The sequence below is a fragment of the Paenibacillus larvae subsp. larvae genome (genome assembly GCF_002003265.1).
Classification (GTDB): Bacteria; Bacillota; Bacilli; order Paenibacillales; family NBRC-103111; genus Paenibacillus_H; species Paenibacillus_H larvae.
Window position 1 is genome coordinate 1,155,920 of the sequence record NZ_CP019687.1, and the last position, 24,544, is coordinate 1,180,463.

Genomic DNA, 24,544 nt, shown 5'->3' on the forward strand with positions numbered 1-24,544 from the left:
TTATTACACTATATACGATATAATGGGGACGTAAGGGTGGTCTTAAACAAAGGCAACATTCCAGACTCTCACCATAAAAATTAAATATAAATTGATATTTTCGCAGTTATACGCCCAACGTAGCTCCGCATATACACAAATCATGTACTGTAATGTGTTTTGCCTGTTCAGATACTAGAAAAAATATTCCTAATCTGAATGCCTCCGGGGAACCCGCACATGCCTCTTTCATCAGTCCCCATAGATTCCTGAATGGCTTTTACCGTTGCCTCCACTTCTTCGCTATTGCCAACATCCGCTTGGATCACTTTCGATTTGAAACACCTTATTCTTATCTTTATCCAAAAGTGCAACAAATGCGCCTCTGGCAGCGAGTCCTTGAGCTACAGTACTGCCGGTCCCACCAGCAGATCCGGGTTACCACCGCTACACAAGAAAAGACAATACTATTTCAATAGTATTGATCCTTATAATTCCAGTCAAGAAAAATATTTATTTTATCGCTTTTTTATGTAAAATTGGCGCACATACGTATTATACTATTTCCATACATTTTTATTTGAGCAATTTCGTTTTTGGCCTAGAAACTAGACAATCGACTAGTAATTGAGGGCTATTAAGTGGTTTGAATGTAAAATGGACAGACCTGCACTTTCAACAAAGTTTACAGGTAAAAGTTTTTGGCTGGTGAGCGATAGCGTGCACCTTTAACTCCGGGAAACACGATCCATACTACATTCAGATCCCCTGGAATTAAGCGGCGGAAGCAAAAACTTTTACCTTTTTATATCGGACATGCTTTGTCTACACGCTCATATATATCATTTAAACTTAATATACGTTTAAGCATACAAATTCTTGTCTCAAATTGAAAAAGAATATAAGTTTTTTCCACCTGATTACTCCGTTTCAATGAAACGGACAGCTTTTTGGAGTGTGTGCTGTAAAATCTTCACCGGATGTATCAGGCTCATGCGGCGATTCTTTCTCATAAGGGCATTCCTGATAAAAATAGCCCGGTTTTAGGTGAACTTCTTCAAAGGATCGGTGCCACACAGGAGAAGCTGAAGGAGACAGCGGCGGAATAAGCCAGGACCATCTTCCGTTCACCATACGCCCCTTCTCTTCTTCCCGGGAAACAAACCGCATAAATTGTTCTGAAGCTGTATGATGATCGACTATACTGACCCCGTACTGTTTGTAAGAGTGGAGAACCGCCGCATTCAGCTCCACCATAGCCCGGTCCTTCCAAAGCGATGTATTTGTACTGCGGTCCAGCCCCATCAAATCAGCTACCCCGGGCAGCTGATTATATCTTTTCGTATCAGCCAAATTGCGGGCTCCGATCTCGGTTTCCATGTACCAGCCGTTAAAAGGTGCGGCAGTATAGGAAATTCCCCCGATCTCCAGCTTCATATCCGAGATGATAGGGACCGCGTACCACCTTAACTTCAGTTTGGAAAAATCCTTGATATCAGGGTGGGTAAGAGGAATCTCTAAAATGAGCTCCTCTGGTATTTTGAACCATTGCGGCTCTTGTCCATTGACCTGAATGACCAAGGGTAACACATCAAACGGTGTCCCCTGACCATGCCACCCAAGCCTCTGGCATTGTCTGGTGAAATCCACGGAAGCCGGGTCCCCTACAATTCCGGTCGCTGTCTTGTAGCCGGCATAACGAATCAATTGATGATTCCAGATGCGAATATTGCGGTCTTCCTGCTCAGGAGCAAAAAATGTAATGGCCGGGCGAATATTGCCGCCGTTTGTTGCGTAATCTATATGGCCAAAGAGAGCTTCCGCTATCTCTTTTTCCGTTTTCAACTGCCTTTGGTCGAATATATGTAACGTTTGCCAAAAGAGCCTGCCAATACATCTGCTGTTGTTTCTCCAGGCAACTTTAGCCCCGTATTCAAGTTCTTCCGCATTGTGGGAGTACGTTCCGGTCGCTTCAATGCTTTGCCTGATCTCCCGGAGCCGTTGCCGGGTTTCCTTCTCACTTTTCCCGAGCTCCGAATAACTTTCACGAATAAAAGATGCTGATTCTTCAAAAATGACATCCCGTTCTTTCGTCATAGATGTTTCCCTGCCTTCTGCTGCATGCATTGCTTCATATGGTTCATGATATCGGGTATTTTTGTCTGAATCCAGGGATTTTTATGAACGTTTTATGACGGGACAGACTTTAGCGTTTCCTTATTTCCTCCTATGATAGCCCTTTCCGTAATAGAAACAGATCAGGAGCAAAAACCAGAGTGGCCCTACAATAACTGACACACGGGTATCAGGGGCATAAGCCATTAAGCAAACACAGAAAACCAGGAAAGCCAGGGACAGATAAGAGGAGAAGGGAAATAAAGGCATCTTATATTTTAGTTTGTTTTGTTCTGCGGCTTTCAATTGTTTTCTATACTTAATCTGCGAAACCAAAATAATGGCCCAGGTCCAGATAGCTCCAAATGTAGCTATGCTGGTAACCCAAGTAAATACATCTTCCGGTACCACGTAATTAAGCAAAACGCCAATTAATAAAGCTATGGCCGAAATAACGACTGCCCGGCCCGGTACGCCTCCTTTGGTCAACCGGTTCACCCGCTTCGGGGCTTCCCCTTGCTCAGCCAGATTAAATAGCATCCGGCTTGTACTGAAAATTCCGCTGTTGCAAGAGGAAAGGGCCGCTGTAAGAACGACAAAGTTGATAATGCCTGCTGCAGCCGGAATACCGATCTGATCAAACATGAGCACAAAGGGACTGCCTTTTAACCCGACCTCGTTCCAGGGATAAATGGATAATACAACAAACAATGCCCCCACATAGAAGATCAGAATCCGCCAGAATACATTATCGATTGCCCTGGATAAGGATTTTTCCGGATTTTTAACTTCCCCAGCAGTGACTCCAATCATCTCAATCCCGAGAAAAGCAAACAAAACCATTTGCAAAGATAACAGAACTCCGCTGACTCCGTTCGGAAATAATCCTCCATGTTCCCACAAATTACGGATCCCTATCGCGATTCCGCCATTCCCTATACCGAAGACAATCATTCCAAGGCCAATAAAGATCATAAAGATAATGGTTACAATTTTGATCAGGGCAAACCAAAACTCCAGTTCCCCATACGCTTTGACAGCAAGGAAATTCACTATGGTCATGATGACAAGAGCGGCAAGTGCCCAAATCCAGCGAGGGACGCCCGGGAACCAGTACTCCATATAAACACCTACAGCAGTTATTTCCGCCATACATGTCACGATCCAAAGAAACCAATAGTTCCATCCTGTCAAGAAACCGGGCAGCGGCCCCAGATATTCTCTGGCATACCTGCTGAATGAACCGGCAACCGGTTTTTGGATTGCCATTTCCCCCAATGCCCTCATAATGAAAAACATGACAAGCCCACTGAAGGCATAAGCCAGCAAAATTCCCGGTCCAGCCAATTGAATGGCTTTGCCTGACCCCAGGAATAAGCCTACTCCTATTGCGGCCCCAAGAGACATAAGGGTAATATGCCGTTCTTCCAGCCCTCGGTGCAATTCTGTTGTTGATTTGTTGCTGCTCATTCATGTCTCCTCCTCTATCATGTTGGCCATTCCTAACCTTTAAATTGGTGAATTGCTAAAAAATACTATTCTATCTCCGATTATCATTTCCTCCTGCATAAGTGAAAAATTCCACAACAAAAAAACGTTTGGAACAGCTGTTTTAAAAGATAAGAAAAGTTGGCATTCTTCTTAACTCTAATCTACTGCTGCCAAACGTTAACTGGGTATTGAACGGTAAAGCAGATATACCGAGTATTTTGAATGGTACACTCGCCGGCCTTGTTGCTATCACGGCTTCTTGTGCCTATGTGGAACCTTGGGCTGCCGTCGTAATCGGACTTATATCGGGCGTTGTGATGTTTTTAGTATAAAATTGTTTGAAAATGCCCTTTCGTCTGTGACATACATAAATTAAGAGCTTGGTCATTACCCAAGCTCTTTCCTTTATCTTGATCTTTTTAACAGCCCGCCGAAAGACAGTTTTTTCTAGTTGAATTCTCCGATAAACTCCAGAAATTGTCCGCCAAAGCCTTTTTTGAACTTATAAAGACCCCAAAGAGGATTATCAGGTGAGAGATCCCCGGATATGCCGCCAAAGTCATACATCGTACATCCTCTTTTTTTAGCTTCCTTCATCATTTCCCACTGAATCAGATAGTTTGGCATGTAATCACGGAATACATTATCACTGGCCCCGTATACGTACCAGGAGCTCTTTTCGGCGAAAGCTTCTATTGCCCCGGATACGACGAGACCGTCTGGATGCTCTTTCGCCATTTGCTCCATGGATTGCAAAACATTGGTATCTCTTAACAGCTTTTTTTGCAGCGTTTCTTTTTTGGCGGCCCGTTCCCCGGATTTAACGGGGTCTTTTTCCCGGCCCTCTGTTTTATCCAAACGGTTCAGCTGTCTTTGCGTATCATCCAGTTGCTTCTGCAGATGGGCTATAGCCTTAACCGGATTAATTTTAGCCAGGTACAGCTCGACTATTCCCTTCGGCTTAAGAATACGGTACAGCCTTTTGAAATATTCCTCGTCCCTGGTTACAAACCCGTCCCTTTTTCCCGTTACTTCCATGATCCGGGTAAACGTATCAATATCCGCTTCTGCCCCCTTTACAATTTCAACCCCCTTTCTTGCTGACAGCCTGATGTTGTATTGAGTTTTGGCATGAAACCCTTTCATGATTTCTTCTTCTTCCGGAAGCAGAGAAACGCGAGTTGAAAACGGGGCTGGACACCGTCAAAATTAAGTTCATCGCCTTGATGCCGGTAGCCGAGTTCTTCCATGCCACGGATAATCTCATTCGGTTTATAGGGTAAGGATGCCGTTTGGTCGGGTTCAGAAGAGCCAGATATATCTTTAGCTCTGGCAATCAGTTCCGGATCCACTTTTAAAAAGATAGACCTTTGCTTTTTCCCAAGGGCTTTGATTCCTTCCGTCATAACCTGAAGAGCTTCCCGGTTGGTAAAATCAACCATAAATCCCCTTGGGGCATACATGATGCTATATCTGATTAGGGGAAGCCTGCGAATTAGCAGCAGGGACGCTCCAACAAGTTCCCCCTGATGCTCGATGCCGATTCTGCGGGATACCCAACCGGAGGGAGATTTCATCTCTCCCCATTCAGGCGTTTGCATAAAATGGGCCTGCTCGAATCCGTGTACAAAACGGGCAAATGTTTCAGTTTCCAGATGGTTAACATACTTCATTCCGCCATCTCCCTTGTAGCTTTTTGCTTTCGAGCCAATGCATCGCGATTTCAGCATCGTCAAATGGAATTTGATGGTCTTTGAAAATCTGCTGCGTCTCGTGCCCTTTGCCCAAAATCAATACACAGTCGCCGGTTTTAGCCAGTTCAAGAGCTCGATGGATGGCATCTTTTCGGCTTGTTATCGTTTCACACCGGCTTAACCCCGCATTATCCAGTCCCCGGACCATATCTTCCAAAATGCTTTCCGACCTTTCGGATCTGGGGTTGTCCGATGTCAAAATGGCCTTATCTGCCAGTATCGCCGCTTTCGCTGCCATAATCGGCCTTTTGGCTTTATCCCGGTCTCCTTCGCATCCTATCAAAGCAATAATCTTGCCTTTAGTAATGGCTCTGGCTGTGGAAATCACCTTCTCCAGCCCGTCGGGATTATGAGCGTAGTCAATAATAACCTGAAAATCCTGACCAGTTTCAATCGCCTGGAATCTGCCCTTTACTCCTTTAAAACCCTCCAGACGCTGTTTAATATCCTCCAGCGGAATTCCCTCAACCAGAGAAACAGCAATGGCGGCAAGGGCATTATAAACATTAAAGATGCCAACGACATTAAGGTGAATCCATGTACTTCCAAGATAAGTATCCAGCCAGAATGAGGTGGATTCCTGGTTCATCCTGATCTCACTTGCTCTAACATCGGACGGCTGATCAATCCCGTAGTGGATTACTTGTGCCGACGTTTTGGCTGCAAGTTTCTTTGAAAAAGGATCATCGGCATTCAGAATAGCCACTTTAGGCAAAGAACCGTATGAATTACCCAACTGCCCAAACAGTATAGATTTATCCTCCAAGTATTGATCCATGCTTGAATGATAATCCAAATGGTCATGGGACAGATTCGTGAATACTGCCGTTTTAAAATTGCAGCCCCTTACCCTACCCATTCTTAATGCATGGGAGGATACTTCGAGAACGGCATACTTCGCTTCCCGATCGGCCATACGTTTAAGCATGCTTTGCAGCACAAGACTCTCCGGAGTGGTATTTTCCGTTTTTTCTATGTATGACCCCAATTTCATTGAAACGGTACCGATTAGACCTGTCTTATGGCCGGTATGATGGAAAATATGTTCAATCATATGAGTGGTGGTTGTTTTCCCGTTAGTACCGGTAACTCCAATCAGGTTCATTGCATTGGAGGGATGCCCATAGTAGGCATCCGCGAGTACGGCCATCGCTCTGCGGGTATCTGGTACGACAATGCAAGGTATGCTTCCTTCCAGACGTTCTACCTTTTTTTCTGCCATCAATGCTGCACAGCCGCGTTGTATGGCCTCGTTCACATAATCGTGTCCGTCTGCAAGGACACCGGGGACACATATAAACAAATCACCCGGCGTGACGGAACCGGAATAAGATTTTATTCCTGTTATTTCCGTATCCGGGTTTCCTATCATTCTTTTTACTAATAAATCCTGGGTTAGCTGAGAAAGTTTCAAAACATTCATTCATTCCTTTCGATAATAGTTCAATTTACTTCGAATATACCAAACCAAAACTATTTCATACTTTATCTCATTAATACCTTGTCTCAATGCCGTTTTTCAAATCCTTTAGAAGCATGTACATGTCGCCTATTGTCATCTTTTCTTTATTCAAAATGGTATCTTCAGACTCATTTGAAAGTATGCCGGCCTTTTCTAATTCCGTTCTGGCCTGTTTAAGGGTCGATGGTATGCCAAGAGCTTGTGTAATGGTATAAGCAGCCTGATCCAGGGTTAAGGCCGTCTCTTCCGGTTTCTCTATATTTTGAAGAGCCGTCATGGGATCTTGTTTCCATCCTTCTTTTTGTATAAAACCGGCCCTTTTAACCAGTTGGGCCATACGAAACGGGTTAGAAGTCTCATCCAGATGGAAATTATTGCTGCAGCCTCCGTCAGCAAGTCCTAGAGAGACGGCAACTTTTAATCCCTCATACTGTCTATGCTTCATGAAAGGAGACGAAGGGTGCTTAAATGGTTTCAGATCCATTCCTTGACGCTGCAGCAGTTCATGAAGTTTGTCAATCATTTCTCTTGAAGCTGACAGTTCGTGAAATGTAATGTTCTGTTCCTTGGCAATCTTCGCTGCTGCACCTGCCGATTGGCCTTCTGCCATACCGACAGGAATAACCCTGGCGCTTCCATGGGCAAGCGAATGGTAACTTGCGGCCCTGCCAACAACAAGCAGTCCGTTCATTTGGATCGGAACAAGGCTGCGGAAAGGAATCGCATATTGCCGGGGGCTGCAAGCCACCGCGGCTGAGTCCTCTGCATGAAGATGTTGAATGTCTACCGGGCAGGAACCAAAAGCTACCCGGTCCCACTGGTCTTTGTTTTCCAAAATATCAAGAATTGACAACCGGTATTCACCCTGCATATGCCTGGTTTCACGGACATATAATTCAGGCGCTATGCCATCCGGTTCCACATTTTTAAATTCCGGGTAATGCTCCTTCAAATATTGTAGCACATGAGGAACTTCACTCCTGGCAATTTGAAAAGCCTCTGCTCTTTTTCCCGGGTCTGCGCCATCGATATGAAAGATTTGCATACCATTGATTAAAACCTTATCATTTTTTTGCCTACTAATTTTTAAACCCCGCATTTTTACACGCCTCTGATTTATAGGCTGATAATCATTGAAATCAATGAATCCCCATGCGCTTTCCTCATTGTCCCCTGTTTCGGGGTTATCATTTTTGTTGAAGCGGTCTTGAATTTGCTTCCATACCTCCGGAGTAACATGTTTCAGTCTGAAGACCGCCGTGACGGCCATTCTTGATTCCCTATCACCCAGATCTTCTCTTCCATATGTATAAGGAACACCGGCTTGTGCCATAATGTCTCCGTCCTGAGTAGCGTCAATAACCGTTGGAGAGCTGATAACCGCTTCCTCCCCGTTTTCTTTCACCACTTTTATGCCTTCTACTTTCGGTCTTGCGTCCTTCCCTTTTCCTGTCAACGGATCAATAGATTTCACTTTCATCAGCAGGTCAAGGTTAGGCTCGTTTCGTATCATTTGATAGAAAACGTTGGCTGCTGTAATGACATCAAAGGAATCACCTTCTATCTGGCTGTACCATTCCAGAAAAATACCTTTATTTAAAATCTCGGGGGATTTCTCGGAAGATTTGGCCGGCAACCGGTCCATATCAATGGTATTGAGCCACCCAATCGTCATCAGGCCTCCCAGCCTGTCCCGGTTTCTACCGTCTACTAATAGTGTCTTCAGACCGTTTCTTGCGGAAGACAAAGCAGCGCTTATGCCTTCCGGGTCTGTACCGACAACGATAACATCATAGTTATCCTGAAGATGACTGCTTGACATTACTTGGACAAGACCGTCCTTGATCGATTCGGACCGGGTCTTAGACTTAGACGAGTCATTTTTATGATGCAGGTACAACCACCCTCCCACCGCACTTATGCAAAAGAGGATAACTAAACTTATAGACAACCATTTCCGCAAACCTAATACACCTCTATCCTTGAGCCCAGCATTGCTTTATTTAATGTCCAAATCTAATTATATAGTGAATGGTATCTAAATTGTTTTAAAAAAAATGGTATTTTGAAATTATTTCAAAAAAAATCAGCCCATTATAATGAGACTGATTTCAGATGCAAAAAGTTTTATTTTCATATGTCGATTATCCTGCCCTGCCGATAAAAAAACTGATAATGAGAATACCTAGTACAACAGTAGTAATCCCCATGTACATCCAATCTCTCTGCTTCCAGAAAACGAGCAGTGAAACAGCTACCCGCAGAACAGGAGTTAAAATTAGTAAAAACAATCCCGTCAAGATAATTCCATACGGTTTGAGAGCCATCAATCCCTGTACAATTTCAATTAATCCGGTTGGAAAAACAGCGTCCGGGTAACCGCTGCTGTCGGTTATAAGAAACATAAGCAGACCTGTCCCAATGACAACTGCACTGAGCACAACACCTGCACGCAAAAAACGGCTCACGACCAGTTCAACAGCTGCAAGCTCTTCGGCTTCCTGAGAGGGCGGTGAAGTTTTCATTTTAGGTTCCTTCATAGTTTTATCCCCCATGCTTGTAGGATCATTTGAATGGATACATAGATGAGAATAGGAATAAAGAGCTTTCGTATCGTCTTGCTCTTTAGACGCTGCATGATTCTGGTGCCAACCGTGGCTCCGATTAAGACCCCCAGAGCCACCGGAGCAGAGATACCCGGGTCAATGTCCCCCCTGAAAAGATAAATACCTGCACTGGCAGCTGCTGTTACCCCCATCATGAAATTGCTCGTTGCACTTGATACTTTTAAGGGAAGCTTCATAAATACATCCATGGCCATCACTTTAAAGCTTCCGCTGCCAATGCCGAGAAGTCCCGAAATGATACCGGCCCCATACATGACGCCAAATCCCCCATAAACGTTGTCCACATTGTAGGAAACGTTCTGTTGAAGAGCTTTATCGTAGTAGTGATTATGCAGTTTCAGTTTTTCTGCAACAGGATGTAAGGGTACTTCTGCCGGAAGTTCGTCCTTCCCCTTCTTGATCATAGCCAAAGCCGAATAAAGCAGCAGCAGGCCAAAAATCACATATAAAGCCCCTGGAGCTATTAATCCGCCAATAATCGCCCCTGTTACGGCTCCTATTGTTGTTGCGATCTCAAGGAACATGCCTACGCGTACATTCGTAATTTGGTCCCGTATATAAGCTATAGCGGAGCCGCTTGAGGTAGCAATTACAGAAATAATGCTGGCGCCGATCGCATGCTTAATATCAACACCGAACAACAAGGTTAGAGCCGGCGTTACAATAATTCCGCCCCCGAGTCCCAATACGGAACCGACTACTCCGACCAAAACGGAAATTAACAATATTTCCAAAGCCCACATGGTCACTTGTCTCTCCTCCTTCTCTACTTAAATGTACTTTGCCCAATTTTAGATTCTATCATCAATTATACCGTATGTATATGTAGATATTATACTTCCGATATCCAAATTTGAATAAAAACTATACATTGTATATAATTTAATAATAAAAACAGACTTCCTCTTCAGAAAGGGGCCGACTATGGAATTTAAGCATTTGGATGAAACGGACACACAGATTATTAAGCTTCTATCGGAAAACGGGCGATTAAGCCATGCGGAGCTGGGAAGACTGATAGGCCTGACCCGTGCAGCATTAAGGGAAAGAGTTCATCATCTCGTTGAGGATGGGATTATTGACAAGTTTACTATTGTGGTCAATCCGTTAAAAGCCGGAAAAATGCTATCGATGTATTTCGATATTGAAGTGGAATGGATTCATTTGCACCAGGTCATTGAACAATTAACTGCAGCCGAGGAAATCACAAATATCTATCAGATGAGCGGCAAGCCTCATCTTCATGTGCATGCTTTATTGGATGACTCCACCCATGCCGGGAAAATGATGAAAAAGCTTCAGAAGATCGAAGGGATTACATCGGTTCAAAGTGAAGTGTTGATAGCGAGGTATAAGGAACGTGGTGGAATGTTGATTTAACAGAGAAAAAGCCGGGAAGAAATGGCTTGCCCGCTTCAGAAATTCCGCATCTGCAAGGCAGAACATAAGAAGCCAGCCTTTAAAGATACAGAGCTGGCTTTTTGTTTCGGTTGTCCAACCGGATTACGGTTTCCAAAATAAGTTCTGGCCACATTACTTCCAATCGCTGCCACCTGATTCCGGTATTCCACATCGGCAGGAGCAAGAAACCTTCCTTTGTCCAACTCGATTTTCATCATGTCTTTATAACGGTCATTTGTCCCGATAACAGTATATGTTTTATCCGTTCCCTCCACTTTTACATGCGAATCGGATTTCGTAACCGTTGGCGAAATGGACTGGAACTCAGGGAGAAGCTCAAGCTCCATCAGTTCGTTGTAATTTAGTTGTGTAAGCCCTTCCGTTTCCCATAAGGTTGGCTACCAGCAAGTTGGTCCCATGCTCTCATACTGTTTTTCAATCTGGTCGCTTGTCCCCCTTCCAATTGAGACAAGCGTGACAACGGAACAGACCCTGATAATGACCCCCAGCATTGTAAGCAAGGTTCGAAGCGGCTTTCTGAGTATCGTCCGAAACGCCATTGCTATAACTTCCAGGCTTCTCATAAGTGTATCTCCCCCTTGCCGGGAGCGGAGTGCCTTTCCGTATTTCGACAGTCGTCCGCAATCTTCCCGTCGCTTATGGAAATTACCCTTTTGGCAAAGCCGGCAATCTGCGGATCGTGGGTAATCAGTACTATGGTATTGCCAGCCGCATTTAATTGGAGGATAAGCTCCATAACCTTAGACTGAAGGTGCGGATGATTATATGATCAAGCCATTCAGTTTCCAAGAGCTTCTGGCCAGAATCCAGGCGAGAATCCGCAATCAGTTTCCTCATTTCCTGGAAGAGATATCTATGGGGCCGTTCCGTATCAATGATCTCCGCAAAGAAATTACGTATGAGGAAGCAGTGCTGGAGCTTTCCCCAACCGAGTATCAACTGCTTTCCTTTCTTCTGATCAATCATGGAATTGTGCTGAGTAAAGCCTTGATATTGGATAAAGTCTGGGGATATGACTTTGTAGGTGATGAAAATATTGTGGAAGTTTACATAAGGTCCTTGAAGGAAAAACTTGGAGACTGTAAACACAGGGTTATCCGGACAATACGCGGTACCGGTTATCGGATTGATGTGAAATGAAAAGGCGATGGAAGTGCTGCATGATTAAACACGCTTTGCACCCTTCCTCTTTGAAAATGCAGGCCAGTAGGAAATTGACCGCCTTTCCCGTTCGTTCAACGACATGCTTGAGCGCCTAGAGCATTCCTTTCAGGCGGAGAGAGAGGCTAAAGAACAAATGCGCCGATTTGTAGCGGATGCCTCACATCACGGTCCCGCATTCACGGGGGAGCAGGTTTGGGTCTTAGCATTGTCAAGTCCATTGTTGAACATCACGGAGGACAGATAACTGTCCATAGCAAATTGGGTCACGGCAGTATTTTTATGGTATGGTTTCCGCTAGGCGGCGAAAAAGCATGATGTTCCCTTTCTGAACATTCTCTGCATCGTTTGAGTTGATTACAAGAAAGCTCAAGTGATATTCTTTTGATAGAAGATGAAATCACTCTTAAGGAGAGAATCCCATGAAGTTACAAGGTAAGAAAGTTATTGTACTTGGAGGAAGCTCCGGAATGGGACTGGCTACTGCACAAACAGCTGCGAAAGAAGGGGCCAGTGTGGTCATTGCAAGCCGTTCCAAAGAAAAGCTGGAAGAAGCCAAGAAAACCATCCAAGGAAGTGTTGAAGCCTTAGAATTGGATGTAGCACACGAACATAAGGTCAAAGCTTTTTTTGATCAGATCGGCCCTTTTGACCATTTGATCTCGACAGCAGCCGGAGGACCTACCGGAAATTTTCTGGAGCTTGAACCTGCGGATGCCAAAAGAACATTCGATGTGAAATATTGGGGCCAATATTTTTCAGCCAGATATGGAGCGCCTTATTTAAACCAGGATGGTTCTATCACTTTCTGTACAGGCGTTCTGTCCCGAAAGCCTTCCATAGGTACCTCCATTTTGTCCACGATCAATGGTGGTTTGGAAGCTCTTGCCCGCGCTCTTGCCTTGGAACTTGCCCCCATCAGGGTTAATGTGGTATCACCCGGGATCATTGATACCCCGCTTTACGGATCGATGCCGAATGACCGGAAAGAGGAATATTTCCGCTCTGTGTCTGAGGCCCTTCCCGTTCCCAGGATCGGACATGCCAATGAAATTGCGGATGCGTTTGTTTTTCTGATGACGAACCCTTATATTACGGGAACGGTACTCGCCGTAGACGGAGGTTATCCGCTATCATCCCTTTAATTAAAAATCAGCCCGCTTTACGGAAGCGGGCTGATTTTTATATTAACTCTCATCTTCCGGCTTTTTTTTACCTATCCACAGCAGGCAAGTAATCAAAATAAACGCAATTAGAGCCATAAAAGGAATGGTAATAAACCCGAGCCAGTTCAAATAGTCTTCATTACAAGGAACACCGGCACTGCAAGGCAGGATTTTGGCCATTCCGGGCACCTTTTGTTCCATATAATGATAGAGGGATATACTTCCTCCGACCACGCTTAAAGGAAGGATATACGGTATGATTGTCCTGTCGTTTTTGTAGCAGGCTATCCCCAGAAGGAAGACGAGCGGATACATAAAAATCCGTTGGAACCAGCAAAGCCTGCAAGGTTCATAACCGATCACTTCACTTAGAAACAAGCTTCCGCTTACCGCCACAAGCGAGACAACCCAGGACAGATAAAGGCAATATCTACGGCAAAACGTTATAAATGTCATAGTCCTCCTTATTTTCCTTGAAGGGCATCTTCAATTTCTTTTTTGACTACTTCATACTTAAAGAGATCTTTGGATTGTTTTCCGTTGATAAATATCGTAGGAGTGCTGTTTACTTTATTATTCTGCGCTACGTTGTATTGTTCCTTCACTTCATTTACATATGTTTTGTTTTCAATATCCTGCTTTAATTTGTCGTAATCGACTTGGATACCTTCCTTCTTGGCCAGCTCGACCAGAAATTCAGGTGTGGCCCACGTTTTGTTCTCGTCCTGCTGATTCTTATAGATCGATTCGAAATACTTCCAATATTCATCCTTATTCTGATGGAATACGGACTGTGCGGCGATAGCTGCCGTTTCCGAATCCGGTCCAATAATCGTATAATTGATGAAGTAAAAAGCCACTTTGCCCTGATCTATAAAATCCTTCTGGATCTTGGGTTTGACATCCTGATTAAAGTACATGCAAGCCGGACATTTAAAATCCCCGAATTCAACAATTTTCACCGGAGCATTCGGGTCTCCAAGTACCGGAAGATTCTCGTAGTTGAACGAAGCTTCCTTTGTAGATTTAGGCCAGGCTAAAGCAGCGATAAAGACGATCACGATAAGTGCAAAAGCCGTAAGCCACATCACTTTTCTCATACGGGCCTGCCTGGTCTGCTGTCTGATTTTCTCCTGCTTTTTCTGTTCCTTCAATTTGGATTTATTCGTCGATTTGCTCAAATTATTCCCTCTCTCTTAAATAAAAATAGCAGCGGTTGAATCCATTCATAACTTAGATTTCCATCCGAGTTGGATTATGATAATCGGTTAGAGTACAATTCCAAACATGACGCACAAAACTGCCAGAACTTGTCCGGAAAGGATCATCGGAAAAACCGGAATATCTGGAGGCAGAACCGCTTGCGGTTCGATGAGTTGGCGGATACGAAAATTGATGGCATTATCGGCAAAAGAAACATGAGAGCAGGATGCCGTAAGTACCGCCCGTGCTTGCAGCAGTTTCAAAAGGGCACTTTCCAACCCGGCGGTTGCCCCTGTCTTTCCAATTGCATACTTGTCCGCAATTACCTCCCGTACTACCTTGTACTGGTTGTAACCAACCTTAAGCACGGGTAAATACCACATAATCCCCGCAAACAGTCCAAGCACAAACATCTTAAGCGGGTCCCTGTTATGGTGATGGCAAAGTTCATGCTGAATCACTGCATCCCGCTCATCATGATCCAGCATCTCCAGTAATCCCGTAGAAAGAACTATCCTTCTCCGAATTATCCCTGCCGACATAGCAATGGGTCCGGGACTATGGATTACCACAAAGACCGGCCTTCCTCCAGCGAATAACCGGTTCAACTCTTCACTTAACCGTTTGTCTTTGTAAAGGCGTAATCTGTGTGAGAAAACAGCGGATGCAAATAAGTGCCTGCCCAGGAACCAAAACAATAAAAAGACGGTTTGGATAAGCAGGGCATTCAGCACGACATCCATCCAGGCTAAGCCGATCGACTGGATAGCCAAATGACAAACATGAAACAAATTATGTACGGCTGTACCTCCCCAAAACAGATGGTGCAAATAAACTGCCATTTGGAGAATCAATACGGAAGCGATCACCGAACAGAAGATAAAAATTCTTCTTGACCGTTTTTCCCACATAACTACATACCCTTCTTAAGCTCTTTGACTTTTTGTTCAAGCTTGCGGAGTAGCTCGGGATCTGCATCCTCAATGGCATCCAGCATATGACTGACTGCCAGTTGGCCAAACTCTTCAAACATCTCATGAGTGAGCTCTTTGGATTGGGTCTCCATAAAGGCTTCTCTCGTCAAAATAGGACGGTACCTGTAAGACCTGTCCGTTTGCTGTTTTTCCAGGACTCCCTTCTCTACCAAACGGTTCATTACAGTCATGACAGTATTGAAGTTAACAGGTTTAACTTGCTGCAGTCTCTGCTGGGTATCTTTTATCGTCATAGACTGATTTTCCCAAAGGATATCCATGATCTGAGCTTCGAGAGAGCCAAAAAAACGGTTTAACCCTGATTCCCTGTACTTAAAATGCTGGATTTTCACTGCTCGTCCACCTCACTATAGAGTGTAGTGTGACTGGGCATAAAAGTCAATCCTAGACCTTTTTTCTTATACAAAAAACCAGCAGCGCTGCTGCTGGTTGAGCTTGTCTAGAAATCCGCTTCACCCGGAAATTGCCCACATAGAATTATGATAGGGTTTCCCGTTCCAACAAGCGGTTCCGGAGTACAGACATTTCCTGATCAAGCAGGGAAGCCGCTTTGGCCAGATTATATAACTGTTTCTGATCTGTATCAGGCACATTTTCCCCCTGGTATTTATAATTCAGCTTATGCTCTGTAGAAGCCCAGAAATCCATGGCGGATGTCCGGATCTGGATTTCAGCCGGCACCCAAATGACTCCGCTTGATAAAATAATTTGTGTCTCCACTACTAAATGAAGGCTTTTATACCCGCTCGGCTTCGGTTCCTTGATATAGTCTTTCACCCTGATTACGCGTATATCTTCTCTTTGTTCAATATGTTCCTTTAACATATAAACGTCTTCAATAAAGCTGGTTACGATGCGAATGCCGACGATATCATGAATGTTTGCCCGTATGCTTTCCCGGTCAAAGGACAGGCCCCGTTTTTGCATTTTTTTAATAAGTGAAACAGGGGTCTTCATCCTGCTTTTAAGATGTTCAATGGGAGAATAACCGTATTTGGTCTTCCATTCCAGATCGACGATTTGAAAATCGCTGGTCAACTCATTAAGCGCCATTCGGTACTCCCGTAAAAATCCACCCCAATCATTAACTAAAGCTTCGATTAGTTCTGTTCCATTCAACGGCAGTTTCACATTTTGTATCATAGCTATTTTCCTTTATGTTATAGTCTCGCTTCATCAACCGTAGCACGATCAGCTAAGAAATTCAAATCCGCCGTTCCGGTCAGGATAAATAAACGTGTTGCCTTATGCCCGGTACGTTGAAGGACTGGTCCGTTTTGATTTAGAAATACTTTTGAAAATGTACAGTTATCCATACAAAAACCGCCCCCTTAAGGCGGCACAAGAAAATGATATATGTTCTCTTGTTTATGATTGTGAGACTGTTTTTTTCTTCCCCTGATCCTCAACTGCTTCAATGCGGCTTTGAATTTTATTTGGATTGCCCAGATAATAATGCCTGATGGGATTCAATTTGTCATCAAATTCATACACCAGCGGAATTCCGGTTGGAATATTCAGCTTCAGCACTTCCTCATCCCCCATGTTGTCAAGATGTTTCACCAATGCCCGCAAGCTGTTTCCGTGTGCTGCAATCAATATTTTTTCTCCACACTGAATACGGGACACAATCTCTTTTTCGTAGAATGGAACAACCCGCTCTACCGTTTCTTTTAGACTCTCGGCCAGGGGCAGTTCCTCTGCCTCTACATCTTTGTATCTGGGGTCGAAGCGCGCGTATCGGTGGTCTTCTCTACTCAGCTCTGGCGGTAAAATATCGTAGCTTCTTCTCCACAGGTGAACCTGCTTTTCCCCATACCGGGCTGCCGTTTCCGCCTTGTTCAGTCCCTGAAGCGCCCCATAATGCCTTTCATTCAATTTCCACGATTTATGCACGGGAATCCATAACAGATTCATTTCGTCCAAAACATGGTACAGCGTTTTAATGGCCCGTTTCAATACAGAAGTATAGGCTCTGTCAAATACATATCCCTGTTCCTGTAAAATAACGCCGGCTTCTATCGCTTCTTGTTCCCCTTTTGTCGTCAAATCCACATCCGTCCAGCCTGTAAAACGGTTTTGCTCATTCCATTCACTTTCTCCATGCCTTAAAAGTACCAGTTTATACATAGTTATCCCTCCCGCATGCCTATCATCATGTTCATGAAAAAAAGAACAAATGCTATAATTTCCTTAAGTAAAATTTCTTTCCTTATTACAAAAATATCACTACTGCCTCAAGGCGTCAAACTGCTTACCCGGAATGATAGAAGGCCGGCCTTGAAACTATTCTGGTAGGGAGTACGATTTTACACCTTCAGGCGCCGGAGCATAAATATGAAAAGCCACTACACGGGACGGACCGGCATTGCGAAGCTGATGAATCTGTTTCTCAGGGGCAAAATAATAGCTCTCTTGCGGGATGTCGGTTTCACCAGCCAAGTAAGGGAAGCCATCGTCTTGCAGACGGAAAAAGCGATTCATCAGTCTTCCTTCGAGCAGCAATGAACAGCCTACGGACGAGCCGTGATCGTGAATGAGTGTCTCTGTACCTGACGGCAAATGGATCAAAACGGCTTCAACTGCTTTACTCTGGTACAATGTGGTTCTTCCGTAAGGTAAACAGTCGGGCTCTTCAACATAAGGCTCAAACCCGCCGAGCGATAAATCCATTCCTTGCATGATGGCCTGTAACTGTTTAGGTGAAGCTACATCTGTGGATGTCAGATCGCACAACGCTTGTTTAATCATTTCAATGCGGTTCATGCATACTCTCCCATTCATTAGTTTTATTTAATCATTTAATAAATTTTTCTTATAAATTATTTTATTCGCCTCCGGTCCAATAAGTAATTAGAAAAAGGGCACTCCCCGCTTATCCCTCTCACGGAATTTGGTTTGGATAGCCCCTTCGGTCAGCAAAGTTACATATGAACGCCTAGTGCATACCGGGCCAGGCTGCTAAGCCTGTCCTTAGTCCATGGCGGACTCCAGACCAATTCCACCTGCACTTCATTTAATTCCGGAAAAGTCTGTTCAGCCAAATATTTCACTTCAGCAACAATTGTCCCCGTGTGCGGACACCCCATAGACGTCATGGTCATCCGGATATGGCAGTAATCCTCATCCGGAAAGTCTATACTGTAAATAAGTCCAAGGTTGACGATATCTATTTGCAAATCAGGGTCTACTACTTCTTCCAATTTCTCCATCAGCAGTGCTGTTCTGGAGTCTTCCATGATGTTCCTCCTTTGTTAAACCAACATAAATTGAGAATGATTCTCATTACTATGTTACCCTTATTAGACCCTATGACTTGTGATCCGAATCACTATTTGCGAAATTAGCGGGTAAAAATTTCAGAAAAAGCGGCTTACGGGCCGCTTTTTCTTTATACTTACCGTCTTGTATGAAGTAGCCGTTTCCTCCTGTGTCACCGTTTCTGCAGCCTCCTCTTTTTCCGTTTGCTCTTCCAGCTGCACCAGTACATACATGACCAATACAGAAAGAGCCAAGACCAAGTATCTCTGGATGGCTGCATTGGAACCAGGGATGAAATAGCATGGTTAGCTTTAACGATATTAGGTATATAGTGTTGCGGCTTGCATTCAATAAGTAAATGGATATGGTCTTTATCTGATTCCATTTCTGCAATTCCTGCATCATTTTCATCAAATGTAGTCTGACATAAGAAAAAACACCTCTTCATTATCTTGACATATATGTTAGACATTAACAGAAGTGTTTATAATGGAATTTACATCAATATTTGCCGGTCAATTAACGTACCTAATGTTACACCTTAACCGAAGCCGATTTATCTACACGATTGAAGTCGAGAGTATTCTCGGCTAAAAGATAAAAAGGCTGTATGCAAACGGGCTTCGAAGTGCTTACGGAATGTCCTGTTGATTTTAGCTTGCCCGTTTCCTGATCCACGCAGAATGTCACAATGTTGTTGGTATCTCTATTAGCTACGATCATGTGTGTGCCGTCAGGTATCAGTGCAAAATGCCGGGGATGTTCCCCCTCCGTCGAGACGTGCTCCACCAACGTTAAAGCTCCTGTTTGTTCGTTGATAGCATAAACGGCGATACTGTCATGTCCGCGGTTTGATCCATATAGAAATCGTCCGTCCCTGGATGTTACAATTTCTGCGCAAGTATTTTCACCTGCAAACTCTTCAGGAATTGTGGATATGGTGGCAATCTCCCGCAGCTCTCCCGTATTCGCCGCATACCGGAAGGCCGTGATAGTGGAATCTACCTCATTAATCACATAAGCATAGCGGCCGTTCGGGTGAAACGTCATATGACGGGGCCCGGCGCCTGGATGGGTTTTCGTCTCCCCATGAAGCTGAAGAACATGGCGGTCCGAATCAATGGTATATGTACAGATCCGGTCAATCCCCAGATCAGGTACGAACAAATAACGCTCATCCGGACTGAAAAATGAAGAGTGCGGATGCGGCCGGTCCTGCCGTTCGGGATTTGATCCGTGCCCCACGTGCTGCTGAACATCCAGCAGTTCTCCGACGCGTCCGTCTTCAGACAGGGAAACTAGCCCGACTTTTCCCCCGTGGTAACTCGCCACCACCAAATATCGGTTAGCCTCATCTCTTTGAATATGACAAGTGGTGGCATCCGTAGTCAGAACACGATTGAGCTCAGTCAGTCTCCCCATTTCCGGATCAATAGAAAAAGCGGCTGCCTCTCCGGCCTTTTTTCCTTCCCCTATTACCGTTTCGGCAATAGAGTAGAGTCTCCGGTTTGGTGCGTCTATATTTAAAAATGTCGGGTTTTTAAGCCCGTAAACTTCATCCAGTAAAGTCAAGGTACCGTTTTCTTTATGAAAAGCATAAACCTTTATTCCTGCTTCGTTCGGTTCGGCATAGGAGCCGACAAATACGAACAATTGTTTCCCGTTTTTGTTCATTGGATTCATCTCCACTCCTTCACTCAACGCTCATTTAAAGGATTTCCAGTCGATCTTGCTGTTGTTGAGTAAATATTCAAAATCGTTATCCAGACGCTTTTGTTCGGCTTTACGGGCTTCCTCCGCCTGTTTTTTTTGAGCAGCTTTCTTTTGCTCCTCTTCCGCCTTCATTTCCTGGGCCTGTGCTTTCAGCTTTTCCTGTATCTCCGGGCTAAGCAGATCTTTTAATGTGGCTTGTTTTTCAGTTTGGACTGGTTTAGACGAATGAACCTTCTTTTTCTTAGCCATGTGCATTCACCTCAGTTTCCATTTCATTATAGCAGGTCTTCATAGCAAAAAAAATCAAAAAGGACCGGGTTCAAAAATGTTAGGATGAATAGTGTCGGTATGCCTCTGGCGGATTACAGCCGGAATATTCCATCCTAAAACACGGACAAACTGAATTCGCTTGAAAAGAGAAGAGGCTATCCTAAAGCAGAGAACCTGCTTCAGGACAGCCTCTTCATACATCTTACTTGAACGCAGCTCCTACTTCTTTCACCATTTCGGAAACGGAGATCAGGCCGCCGCCGGAAAGGTACCAGTAATTAGGATCCAGATAAACCACGTGATTTTCCTTATAAGCTTTTGTTGTTTTGATCATTTCATTCTCAACTACTTGTTTGGCAGAAGACTTCCCGCCTACTACAGCCCCTCTATCAATGACAAATAGATAATCGGGATTTTTTTCAGCCATATATTCAAAAGATGCGCTTTGTCCGTGAGTGGATACTTCAATTTTATCATCAACGGCTTTTACGCCAAATACGTCATGGATGATACCAAATCTGGATTTAGGACCATAGGTACTGACTTTTCCGTCATTAGCCAGAATAATGAGACCGTTTTTGCCGGATGCCGACGCTTTCTCATTCAGTTGTTTAATGCTGTCATCGATTGCTTTCAGTTCCTTCTCAGCTTCGGACTCTTTTCCGAAAATTTGAGCCAGAGTCTTTACATTTTCTTTGAAGGAATCCATGTATTTGTCCGTATCAACACCGGAGTAAATGGTAGGTGCAATCTCAGTAAATTGTTTGTAAGAATCCTGCTGTCTGCCGGAAATAATAATCAAATCCGGTTTGATTTCGTTAATTTTTTCAAAGTCGGGCTCTTTTAATCCCCCAACGTTTTGATACTTGGAATCCTTATATTTGTCCAGGTAGGAAGGAATGCTCTTTTGCGGCACACCCGTTACTTCCACGCCCAATTTATCCAGGGTATCCAGTGCGCCAAAATCGAATACCACAACTTTTTTCGGGTTTTTCTTTACATCTATTTCACCCAGTTTATGCTTGATTTTTACTGTCGTCTCTTCTTTGGGAGAAGCAGACCCGGCTGCTTTCTCATCCGTATTTTTTGTTCCGCAGGCCGCTACCACTATAGCCAGCATCAATACAGCAACTACAATGATAATCTTTTTTTCATAAGACTCACCCCATCATATTTTTAAATTATTCTATTGAATTCATTTCATAACCTGGATTTGCATCCGAAGTGTTTTATGAAATTGATTCTGTTAAGTAAAATAAATACCAATCTGCTTGCCTTCAATTTCCTCGATGCGGATATCCATGTCGTAGATCTCCTTAAGAGTCCGAGGATCCATAATTTCTGTTGTAGGGCCTTCTTTAATAACCCTTCCATCCTTTAGTGCCACTATATAATCTGAATAGCACGAGGCGAAGTTGATATCATGAATGACAATGATGACGGTTTTCCCCAGCTCATCAACCAGTCTCCGCAGCACCTTCATAATCTGCACGGAATGTTTCATATCCAGATTATTCAAAGGCTCATCCAGAAAAATATACTCCGTGTTTTGGGCAATGACCATCGCTATAAAAGCCCTCTGACTCTGTCCCCCGCTTAACTGGTCCAAGTACCGGTTCTGGAACTCTTCCAATTCCATGTAACGGATAGCTTCATCCACATAGTTCTCATCTTCCCCTGTCAAATTCCCTTGAGAATACGGAAATCTGCCAAAGCTGACCAATTCCCTGACCGTCAGGCGGATGTTAATATGATTGGATTGTTTAAGAATGGACATGGTCTTGGCAAGTTCATTACTTTTCCATTCGCTGATTTCTTTGCCTGCTATGAGAATTTCTCCCGAATCTTTGTTTATGAGCCGGCTGATCATGGATAGCAAGGTGCTTTTCCCGGCCCCGTTAGGACCGATAAAGGATGTGATTTTCCCTTTAGGAACCTCAAGAGAGATCTGATCCACGACCTTTTTATTCCCGTATTGTTTGGATACGTTTCTAACTTCTACCATGCCTTATTCTCCTTTAAGAGCAGATAAATAAAGTAAATTCCCCCAACAAAGTTGACAATAACGCTAAGTGTAGTGTTGAAGGTAAATACCCTTTCCACGATGAGCTGCCCTCCAACCAAAGCTATGATGCTGATCAGAACGGACCCGGGAATCAGGAATTTATGCTGATACGTTTTGAGGAATTCTCTTGTCACATTGACCACCAGCAACCCGAGAAAAGTAATCGGGCCAACTAAAGCCGTCGATATGGAAACCAGAATGGCAACGATAATCAGCATTCTTTTGACAATTTTGTCGTAAGGAATCCCGAGATTCACGGCATGTTCCCTTCCAAGAGACAGCACATCCAGCATTTTGGTATACCGGAAAACATAAGCGGCAACAAGAAACATTCCAATTACGGCAATAAGCAAAATATCAGTATTGATATTATTGAAGCTGGCAAACATTTTGTCTTGGACAATCTGAAATTCATTCGGATCAATCAGCATTTGCATAAAGGAGGAAAAGCTTTGGAACAAGCCTCCGAAAATAATCCCGACCAGCAAAAGGAAATAAATATTGTTCCCGTCTCTTCGAAACAAAATTTTGAAAAGAACCGCTGCAAACAGGATCATTAACCCTACCGATATCAGGAAGTTCATATTCTTATTTGCCATGGCCAGATGAGAAGAACCAAAGACAAACACAACGAACGTCTGTATCAGCATGTATAGGGAATCCAGCCCCATAATGCTTGGCGTCAGAATCCGGTTGTTAGTGATCGTCTGAAACACCAGAGAAGAATACGCTATTGCGCTTCCCGTAAGAACAATAGCTGCTATTTTGAAACTTCTTTTGGGGATCACATAATCCCAATTATTGCTGTTCACCTTGATCAGCATGAATACCGCGATTAAAATAAGCGCTAGTCCGGCCAGAATCCCTAACATTCTTCTATGATGCATAAGCGTTTCTCCTAAATAGTAAGTAAAGGAAGATGATGCTTCCGATCACTCCGACCGTAACACTTATAGATACCTCATACGGGAAAATGATAATCCGGCCTAGAATGTCACAGAAAAGAACGAACACCGCTCCAAGCAATGCTGTGTGGGGAAGACTGTTTCTCAGATTATCTCCCCTGTAGATCGAAACGATATTCGGAATAATCAAGCCAAGAAACGGAATAGTACCTACAGTCAGGATTACCACTGCGGAGACCAGTGCTACGATCACGAGCCCAACATTGACAACCCGGTTATAGTTTACACCCAAGTTTTTGGAGAAATCTTCTCCCATTCCCGCCACAGTAAACTTGTTGGCATAGAGAAAGGCAATGATCACAATAGGAATACTAAGATATAAAAGCTCGTACCTCCCTTTAATGATCATTGAGAAATCACCCTGAAGCCATGCATTGATATTCTGAATCAAGTCATATTTGTAAGCAAAGAAAGTTGTGATCGAGCTTACAACATTCCCGAACATGATGCCGACAAGCGGGATAAAGATCGTATCCTTGAACCTGATCCGTTTAAGGATTTTCATGAACAATAACGTCCCCAGCAAAGCAAAGATGAAAGCTACAAGCATCTTCACCAGTGGACTGGCCGTGGTGAACAGCATAATCGAAACGAGAATACCCAGCCTGGCGAAGTCCATCGTTCCGGCCGTAGTCGGCGAGACAAATTTGTTGCGGCTGATCTGCTGCATGATAAGACCGCTAATGCTCATACTGACTCCCGCGATGATAATACTGACCAGACGGGGAATCCGGCTAATAAGAATAACCTGGACCTGTTCTTCCCCCAGATGAAGCATATCCATCGGGGAAACTTCTTTTACCCCGATGAAAACGGAGGCGAAAGATAAGATAACAAGCGCTATGAAAAGGTATCGTAGTTTCATAAATCCACCCCCGTGCAGACCATACCTTTA

General features: G+C 44.0%; 29 protein-coding genes and 3 pseudogenes. 5 read left to right on the forward strand and 27 right to left on the reverse strand.

The window, feature by feature from the left end:
- Positions 1-909 precede the first annotated feature (909 nt).
- Both BXP28_RS05790 and BXP28_RS05795 read right to left on the reverse strand, forming a co-directional pair.
- Positions 910-2,076, reverse strand: coding sequence for a nitric oxide synthase oxygenase (locus BXP28_RS05790; protein WP_077584950.1), 1,167 nt, complete (start codon positions 2,074-2,076; stop codon positions 910-912).
- A gap of 120 nt (positions 2,077-2,196) precedes the next feature.
- Complete coding sequence (locus BXP28_RS05795) at positions 2,197-3,564, reverse strand: amino acid permease (RefSeq protein WP_023484228.1); 1,368 nt, start codon at positions 3,562-3,564, stop codon at positions 2,197-2,199.
- Between the two features lie 209 nt (positions 3,565-3,773).
- Between BXP28_RS05795 and BXP28_RS05800 the strand changes: the two are divergent.
- Positions 3,774-3,908 (forward strand): annotated as a pseudogene (locus BXP28_RS05800) (ammonium transporter); the annotation flags it as partial.
- A 124-nt stretch (positions 3,909-4,032) separates the two neighbouring features.
- Here BXP28_RS05800 and BXP28_RS05805 read toward each other — a convergent pair.
- The 6 genes from BXP28_RS05805 to BXP28_RS05830 form a co-directional block, all read right to left on the reverse strand.
- Positions 4,033-4,731 (reverse strand): lipid II:glycine glycyltransferase FemX, encoded by a 699-nt coding sequence (locus tag BXP28_RS05805; RefSeq protein WP_051427839.1) that lies wholly within the window; start codon positions 4,729-4,731, stop codon positions 4,033-4,035.
- Entirely contained in the window at positions 4,728-5,258 is a 531-nt protein-coding gene (locus tag BXP28_RS05810) for a peptidoglycan bridge formation glycyltransferase FemA/FemB family protein (RefSeq protein ID WP_051427840.1), read from the reverse strand. Before BXP28_RS05810 ends, BXP28_RS05805 begins: the two co-directional genes overlap by 4 nt.
- Complete coding sequence (locus BXP28_RS05815; RefSeq protein ID WP_158529817.1) at positions 5,245-6,762, reverse strand: UDP-N-acetylmuramoyl-L-alanyl-D-glutamate--2,6-diaminopimelate ligase; 1,518 nt, start codon at positions 6,760-6,762, stop codon at positions 5,245-5,247. The genes BXP28_RS05810 and BXP28_RS05815 overlap by 14 nt, the downstream gene beginning before the upstream one ends.
- A gap of 70 nt (positions 6,763-6,832) precedes the next feature.
- Positions 6,833-8,701, reverse strand: a complete 1,869-nt coding sequence (locus tag BXP28_RS05820; RefSeq protein ID WP_235430636.1) for an FAD-dependent oxidoreductase — start codon at positions 8,699-8,701, stop codon at positions 6,833-6,835.
- Positions 8,702-8,945: 244 nt separating this feature from the next.
- Complete coding sequence (locus tag BXP28_RS05825; RefSeq protein WP_024094017.1) at positions 8,946-9,341, reverse strand: DUF1634 domain-containing protein; 396 nt, start codon at positions 9,339-9,341, stop codon at positions 8,946-8,948.
- Positions 9,338-10,171 (reverse strand): sulfite exporter TauE/SafE family protein, encoded by an 834-nt coding sequence (locus BXP28_RS05830; RefSeq protein ID WP_023484232.1) that lies wholly within the window; start codon positions 10,169-10,171, stop codon positions 9,338-9,340. Before BXP28_RS05830 ends, BXP28_RS05825 begins: the two co-directional genes overlap by 4 nt.
- 181 nt (positions 10,172-10,352) lie before the next feature.
- Between BXP28_RS05830 and BXP28_RS05835 the strand changes: the two genes are divergently transcribed.
- Positions 10,353-10,808 (forward strand): Lrp/AsnC family transcriptional regulator, encoded by a 456-nt coding sequence (locus BXP28_RS05835; protein ID WP_023484233.1) that lies wholly within the window; start codon positions 10,353-10,355, stop codon positions 10,806-10,808.
- Between the two features lie 35 nt (positions 10,809-10,843).
- On the opposite strand, the gene BXP28_RS25530 is transcribed toward BXP28_RS05835, so the two are convergent.
- A complete protein-coding gene (locus BXP28_RS25530) occupies positions 10,844-11,176 on the reverse strand; it encodes an ABC transporter permease (RefSeq protein WP_023484234.1) in 333 nt (110 codons plus the stop codon).
- A 51-nt stretch (positions 11,177-11,227) separates the two neighbouring features.
- Positions 11,228-11,413 carry an ABC transporter permease gene (locus BXP28_RS25535; RefSeq protein ID WP_024094014.1) on the reverse strand — a complete coding sequence of 62 codons (186 nt, stop codon included), beginning with the start codon at positions 11,411-11,413 and terminating at the stop codon, positions 11,228-11,230.
- A gap of 181 nt (positions 11,414-11,594) precedes the next feature.
- Between BXP28_RS25535 and BXP28_RS05845 the strand changes: the two are divergent.
- The 3 genes and pseudogenes from BXP28_RS05845 to BXP28_RS05855 form a co-directional block, all read left to right on the forward strand.
- Positions 11,595-11,990: pseudogene (locus tag BXP28_RS05845) on the forward strand (winged helix-turn-helix domain-containing protein); the annotation flags it as partial.
- A 216-nt stretch (positions 11,991-12,206) separates the two neighbouring features.
- The gene (locus tag BXP28_RS05850) at positions 12,207-12,329 is read left to right on the forward strand and encodes an ATP-binding protein (protein WP_237087285.1); all 123 of its coding nucleotides are present in this window, start codon (positions 12,207-12,209) and stop codon (positions 12,327-12,329) included.
- 104 nt (positions 12,330-12,433) lie between these two features.
- Positions 12,434-13,156: an SDR family oxidoreductase gene (locus BXP28_RS05855; RefSeq protein WP_023484237.1), complete on the forward strand. Its 723-nt coding sequence runs from the start codon at positions 12,434-12,436 to the stop codon at positions 13,154-13,156.
- Positions 13,157-13,198: 42 nt separating this feature from the next.
- On the opposite strand, the gene BXP28_RS05860 is transcribed toward BXP28_RS05855, so the two are convergent.
- From BXP28_RS05860 to BXP28_RS05930, 17 genes and pseudogenes are all read right to left on the reverse strand, one after another.
- Positions 13,199-13,633, reverse strand: a complete 435-nt coding sequence (locus BXP28_RS05860) for a disulfide oxidoreductase (RefSeq protein ID WP_024094013.1) — start codon at positions 13,631-13,633, stop codon at positions 13,199-13,201.
- A gap of 8 nt (positions 13,634-13,641) precedes the next feature.
- Positions 13,642-14,358 (reverse strand): DsbA family protein, encoded by a 717-nt coding sequence (locus BXP28_RS05865; protein WP_023484239.1) that lies wholly within the window; start codon positions 14,356-14,358, stop codon positions 13,642-13,644.
- An 87-nt stretch (positions 14,359-14,445) separates the two neighbouring features.
- On the reverse strand, positions 14,446-15,291 hold the full coding sequence (locus BXP28_RS05870) for a M56 family metallopeptidase (protein ID WP_023484240.1): 846 nt from the start codon (positions 15,289-15,291) through the stop codon (positions 14,446-14,448).
- Between the two features lie 2 nt (positions 15,292-15,293).
- Positions 15,294-15,707, reverse strand: coding sequence for a BlaI/MecI/CopY family transcriptional regulator (locus tag BXP28_RS05875; protein ID WP_023484241.1), 414 nt, complete (start codon positions 15,705-15,707; stop codon positions 15,294-15,296).
- 145 nt (positions 15,708-15,852) lie between these two features.
- On the reverse strand, positions 15,853-16,518 hold the full coding sequence (locus BXP28_RS05880) for a GTP pyrophosphokinase (RefSeq protein WP_023484242.1): 666 nt from the start codon (positions 16,516-16,518) through the stop codon (positions 15,853-15,855).
- A gap of 17 nt (positions 16,519-16,535) precedes the next feature.
- On the reverse strand, positions 16,536-16,691 hold the full coding sequence (locus tag BXP28_RS22505; RefSeq protein WP_024094011.1) for a hypothetical protein: 156 nt from the start codon (positions 16,689-16,691) through the stop codon (positions 16,536-16,538).
- A gap of 52 nt (positions 16,692-16,743) precedes the next feature.
- Positions 16,744-17,505: a 2,3-diphosphoglycerate-dependent phosphoglycerate mutase gene (gpmA, locus tag BXP28_RS05885; protein ID WP_023484243.1), complete on the reverse strand. Its 762-nt coding sequence runs from the start codon at positions 17,503-17,505 to the stop codon at positions 16,744-16,746.
- A 156-nt stretch (positions 17,506-17,661) separates the two neighbouring features.
- Entirely contained in the window at positions 17,662-18,141 is a 480-nt protein-coding gene (locus BXP28_RS05890) for a cysteine dioxygenase (RefSeq protein WP_023484244.1), read from the reverse strand.
- 158 nt (positions 18,142-18,299) lie between these two features.
- Positions 18,300-18,614 (reverse strand): metal-sulfur cluster assembly factor, encoded by a 315-nt coding sequence (locus BXP28_RS05895; protein ID WP_023484245.1) that lies wholly within the window; start codon positions 18,612-18,614, stop codon positions 18,300-18,302.
- A gap of 120 nt (positions 18,615-18,734) precedes the next feature.
- Positions 18,735-18,890 carry a hypothetical protein gene (locus BXP28_RS24010; protein WP_162471813.1) on the reverse strand — a complete coding sequence of 52 codons (156 nt, stop codon included), beginning with the start codon at positions 18,888-18,890 and terminating at the stop codon, positions 18,735-18,737.
- 26 nt (positions 18,891-18,916) lie between these two features.
- Positions 18,917-19,033 (reverse strand): annotated as a pseudogene (locus BXP28_RS24015) (transposase); the annotation flags it as partial.
- Between the two features lie 137 nt (positions 19,034-19,170).
- Positions 19,171-20,310 (reverse strand): lactonase family protein, encoded by a 1,140-nt coding sequence (locus tag BXP28_RS05905; protein ID WP_046655018.1) that lies wholly within the window; start codon positions 20,308-20,310, stop codon positions 19,171-19,173.
- 30 nt (positions 20,311-20,340) lie between these two features.
- Positions 20,341-20,598 carry a YqkE family protein gene (locus BXP28_RS05910; RefSeq protein WP_024094007.1) on the reverse strand — a complete coding sequence of 86 codons (258 nt, stop codon included), beginning with the start codon at positions 20,596-20,598 and terminating at the stop codon, positions 20,341-20,343.
- Positions 20,599-20,821: 223 nt separating this feature from the next.
- Positions 20,822-21,739 (reverse strand): siderophore ABC transporter substrate-binding protein, encoded by a 918-nt coding sequence (locus tag BXP28_RS05915; RefSeq protein ID WP_023484247.1) that lies wholly within the window; start codon positions 21,737-21,739, stop codon positions 20,822-20,824.
- Positions 21,740-21,865: 126 nt separating this feature from the next.
- Positions 21,866-22,624 carry an iron ABC transporter ATP-binding protein gene (locus BXP28_RS05920; protein WP_023484248.1) on the reverse strand — a complete coding sequence of 253 codons (759 nt, stop codon included), beginning with the start codon at positions 22,622-22,624 and terminating at the stop codon, positions 21,866-21,868.
- Entirely contained in the window at positions 22,618-23,571 is a 954-nt protein-coding gene (locus BXP28_RS05925) for an iron chelate uptake ABC transporter family permease subunit (protein ID WP_024094005.1), read from the reverse strand. The genes BXP28_RS05920 and BXP28_RS05925 overlap by 7 nt, the downstream gene beginning before the upstream one ends.
- On the reverse strand, positions 23,561-24,514 hold the full coding sequence (locus tag BXP28_RS05930; protein ID WP_024094004.1) for an ABC transporter permease: 954 nt from the start codon (positions 24,512-24,514) through the stop codon (positions 23,561-23,563). The genes BXP28_RS05925 and BXP28_RS05930 overlap by 11 nt, the downstream gene beginning before the upstream one ends.
- Positions 24,515-24,544 lie beyond the last annotated feature (30 nt).

Bases quoted from the DNA above. Each gene is read 5' to 3' on its own strand.
- BXP28_RS05910 (WP_024094007.1), bottom strand. From the start codon at position 20,598: ATGGCTAAGAAAAAGAAGGTTCATTCGTCTAAACCAGTCCAAACTGAA.
- BXP28_RS05825 (WP_024094017.1), bottom strand. From the start codon at position 9,341: ATGAAGGAACCTAAAATGAAAACTTCACCGCCCTCTCAGGAAGCCGAA.
- BXP28_RS05895 (WP_023484245.1), bottom strand. From the start codon at position 18,614: ATGGAAGACTCCAGAACAGCACTGCTGATGGAGAAATTGGAAGAAGTA.
- BXP28_RS05805 (WP_051427839.1), bottom strand. From the start codon at position 4,731: ATGAAAGGGTTTCATGCCAAAACTCAATACAACATCAGGCTGTCAGCA.
- BXP28_RS05890 (WP_023484244.1), bottom strand. From the start codon at position 18,141: ATGAACCGCATTGAAATGATTAAACAAGCGTTGTGCGATCTGACATCC.
- BXP28_RS05830 (WP_023484232.1), bottom strand. From the start codon at position 10,171: ATGTGGGCTTTGGAAATATTGTTAATTTCCGTTTTGGTCGGAGTAGTC.
- BXP28_RS05810 (WP_051427840.1), bottom strand. From the start codon at position 5,258: ATGAAGTATGTTAACCATCTGGAAACTGAAACATTTGCCCGTTTTGTA.
- BXP28_RS05835 (WP_023484233.1), top strand. From the start codon at position 10,353: ATGGAATTTAAGCATTTGGATGAAACGGACACACAGATTATTAAGCTT.
- BXP28_RS05790 (WP_077584950.1), bottom strand. From the start codon at position 2,076: ATGACGAAAGAACGGGATGTCATTTTTGAAGAATCAGCATCTTTTATT.
- BXP28_RS05930 (WP_024094004.1), bottom strand. From the start codon at position 24,514: ATGAAACTACGATACCTTTTCATAGCGCTTGTTATCTTATCTTTCGCC.
- BXP28_RS05915 (WP_023484247.1), bottom strand. From the start codon at position 21,739: ATGCTGGCTATAGTGGTAGCGGCCTGCGGAACAAAAAATACGGATGAG.
- BXP28_RS05880 (WP_023484242.1), bottom strand. From the start codon at position 16,518: ATGATACAAAATGTGAAACTGCCGTTGAATGGAACAGAACTAATCGAA.
- BXP28_RS05925 (WP_024094005.1), bottom strand. From the start codon at position 23,571: ATGCATCATAGAAGAATGTTAGGGATTCTGGCCGGACTAGCGCTTATT.
- BXP28_RS05855 (WP_023484237.1), top strand. From the start codon at position 12,434: ATGAAGTTACAAGGTAAGAAAGTTATTGTACTTGGAGGAAGCTCCGGA.
- BXP28_RS05795 (WP_023484228.1), bottom strand. From the start codon at position 3,564: ATGAGCAGCAACAAATCAACAACAGAATTGCACCGAGGGCTGGAAGAA.
- BXP28_RS05920 (WP_023484248.1), bottom strand. From the start codon at position 22,624: ATGGTAGAAGTTAGAAACGTATCCAAACAATACGGGAATAAAAAGGTC.
- BXP28_RS05860 (WP_024094013.1), bottom strand. From the start codon at position 13,633: ATGACATTTATAACGTTTTGCCGTAGATATTGCCTTTATCTGTCCTGG.
- BXP28_RS22505 (WP_024094011.1), bottom strand. From the start codon at position 16,691: ATGGATAACTGTACATTTTCAAAAGTATTTCTAAATCAAAACGGACCA.
- BXP28_RS05815 (WP_158529817.1), bottom strand. From the start codon at position 6,762: ATGAATGTTTTGAAACTTTCTCAGCTAACCCAGGATTTATTAGTAAAA.
- gpmA (WP_023484243.1), bottom strand. From the start codon at position 17,505: ATGTATAAACTGGTACTTTTAAGGCATGGAGAAAGTGAATGGAATGAG.
- BXP28_RS05905 (WP_046655018.1), bottom strand. From the start codon at position 20,310: ATGAACAAAAACGGGAAACAATTGTTCGTATTTGTCGGCTCCTATGCC.
- BXP28_RS25535 (WP_024094014.1), bottom strand. From the start codon at position 11,413: ATGAGAAGCCTGGAAGTTATAGCAATGGCGTTTCGGACGATACTCAGA.
- BXP28_RS25530 (WP_023484234.1), bottom strand. From the start codon at position 11,176: ATGGAGCTTGAGCTTCTCCCTGAGTTCCAGTCCATTTCGCCAACGGTT.
- BXP28_RS05870 (WP_023484240.1), bottom strand. From the start codon at position 15,291: ATGTGGGAAAAACGGTCAAGAAGAATTTTTATCTTCTGTTCGGTGATC.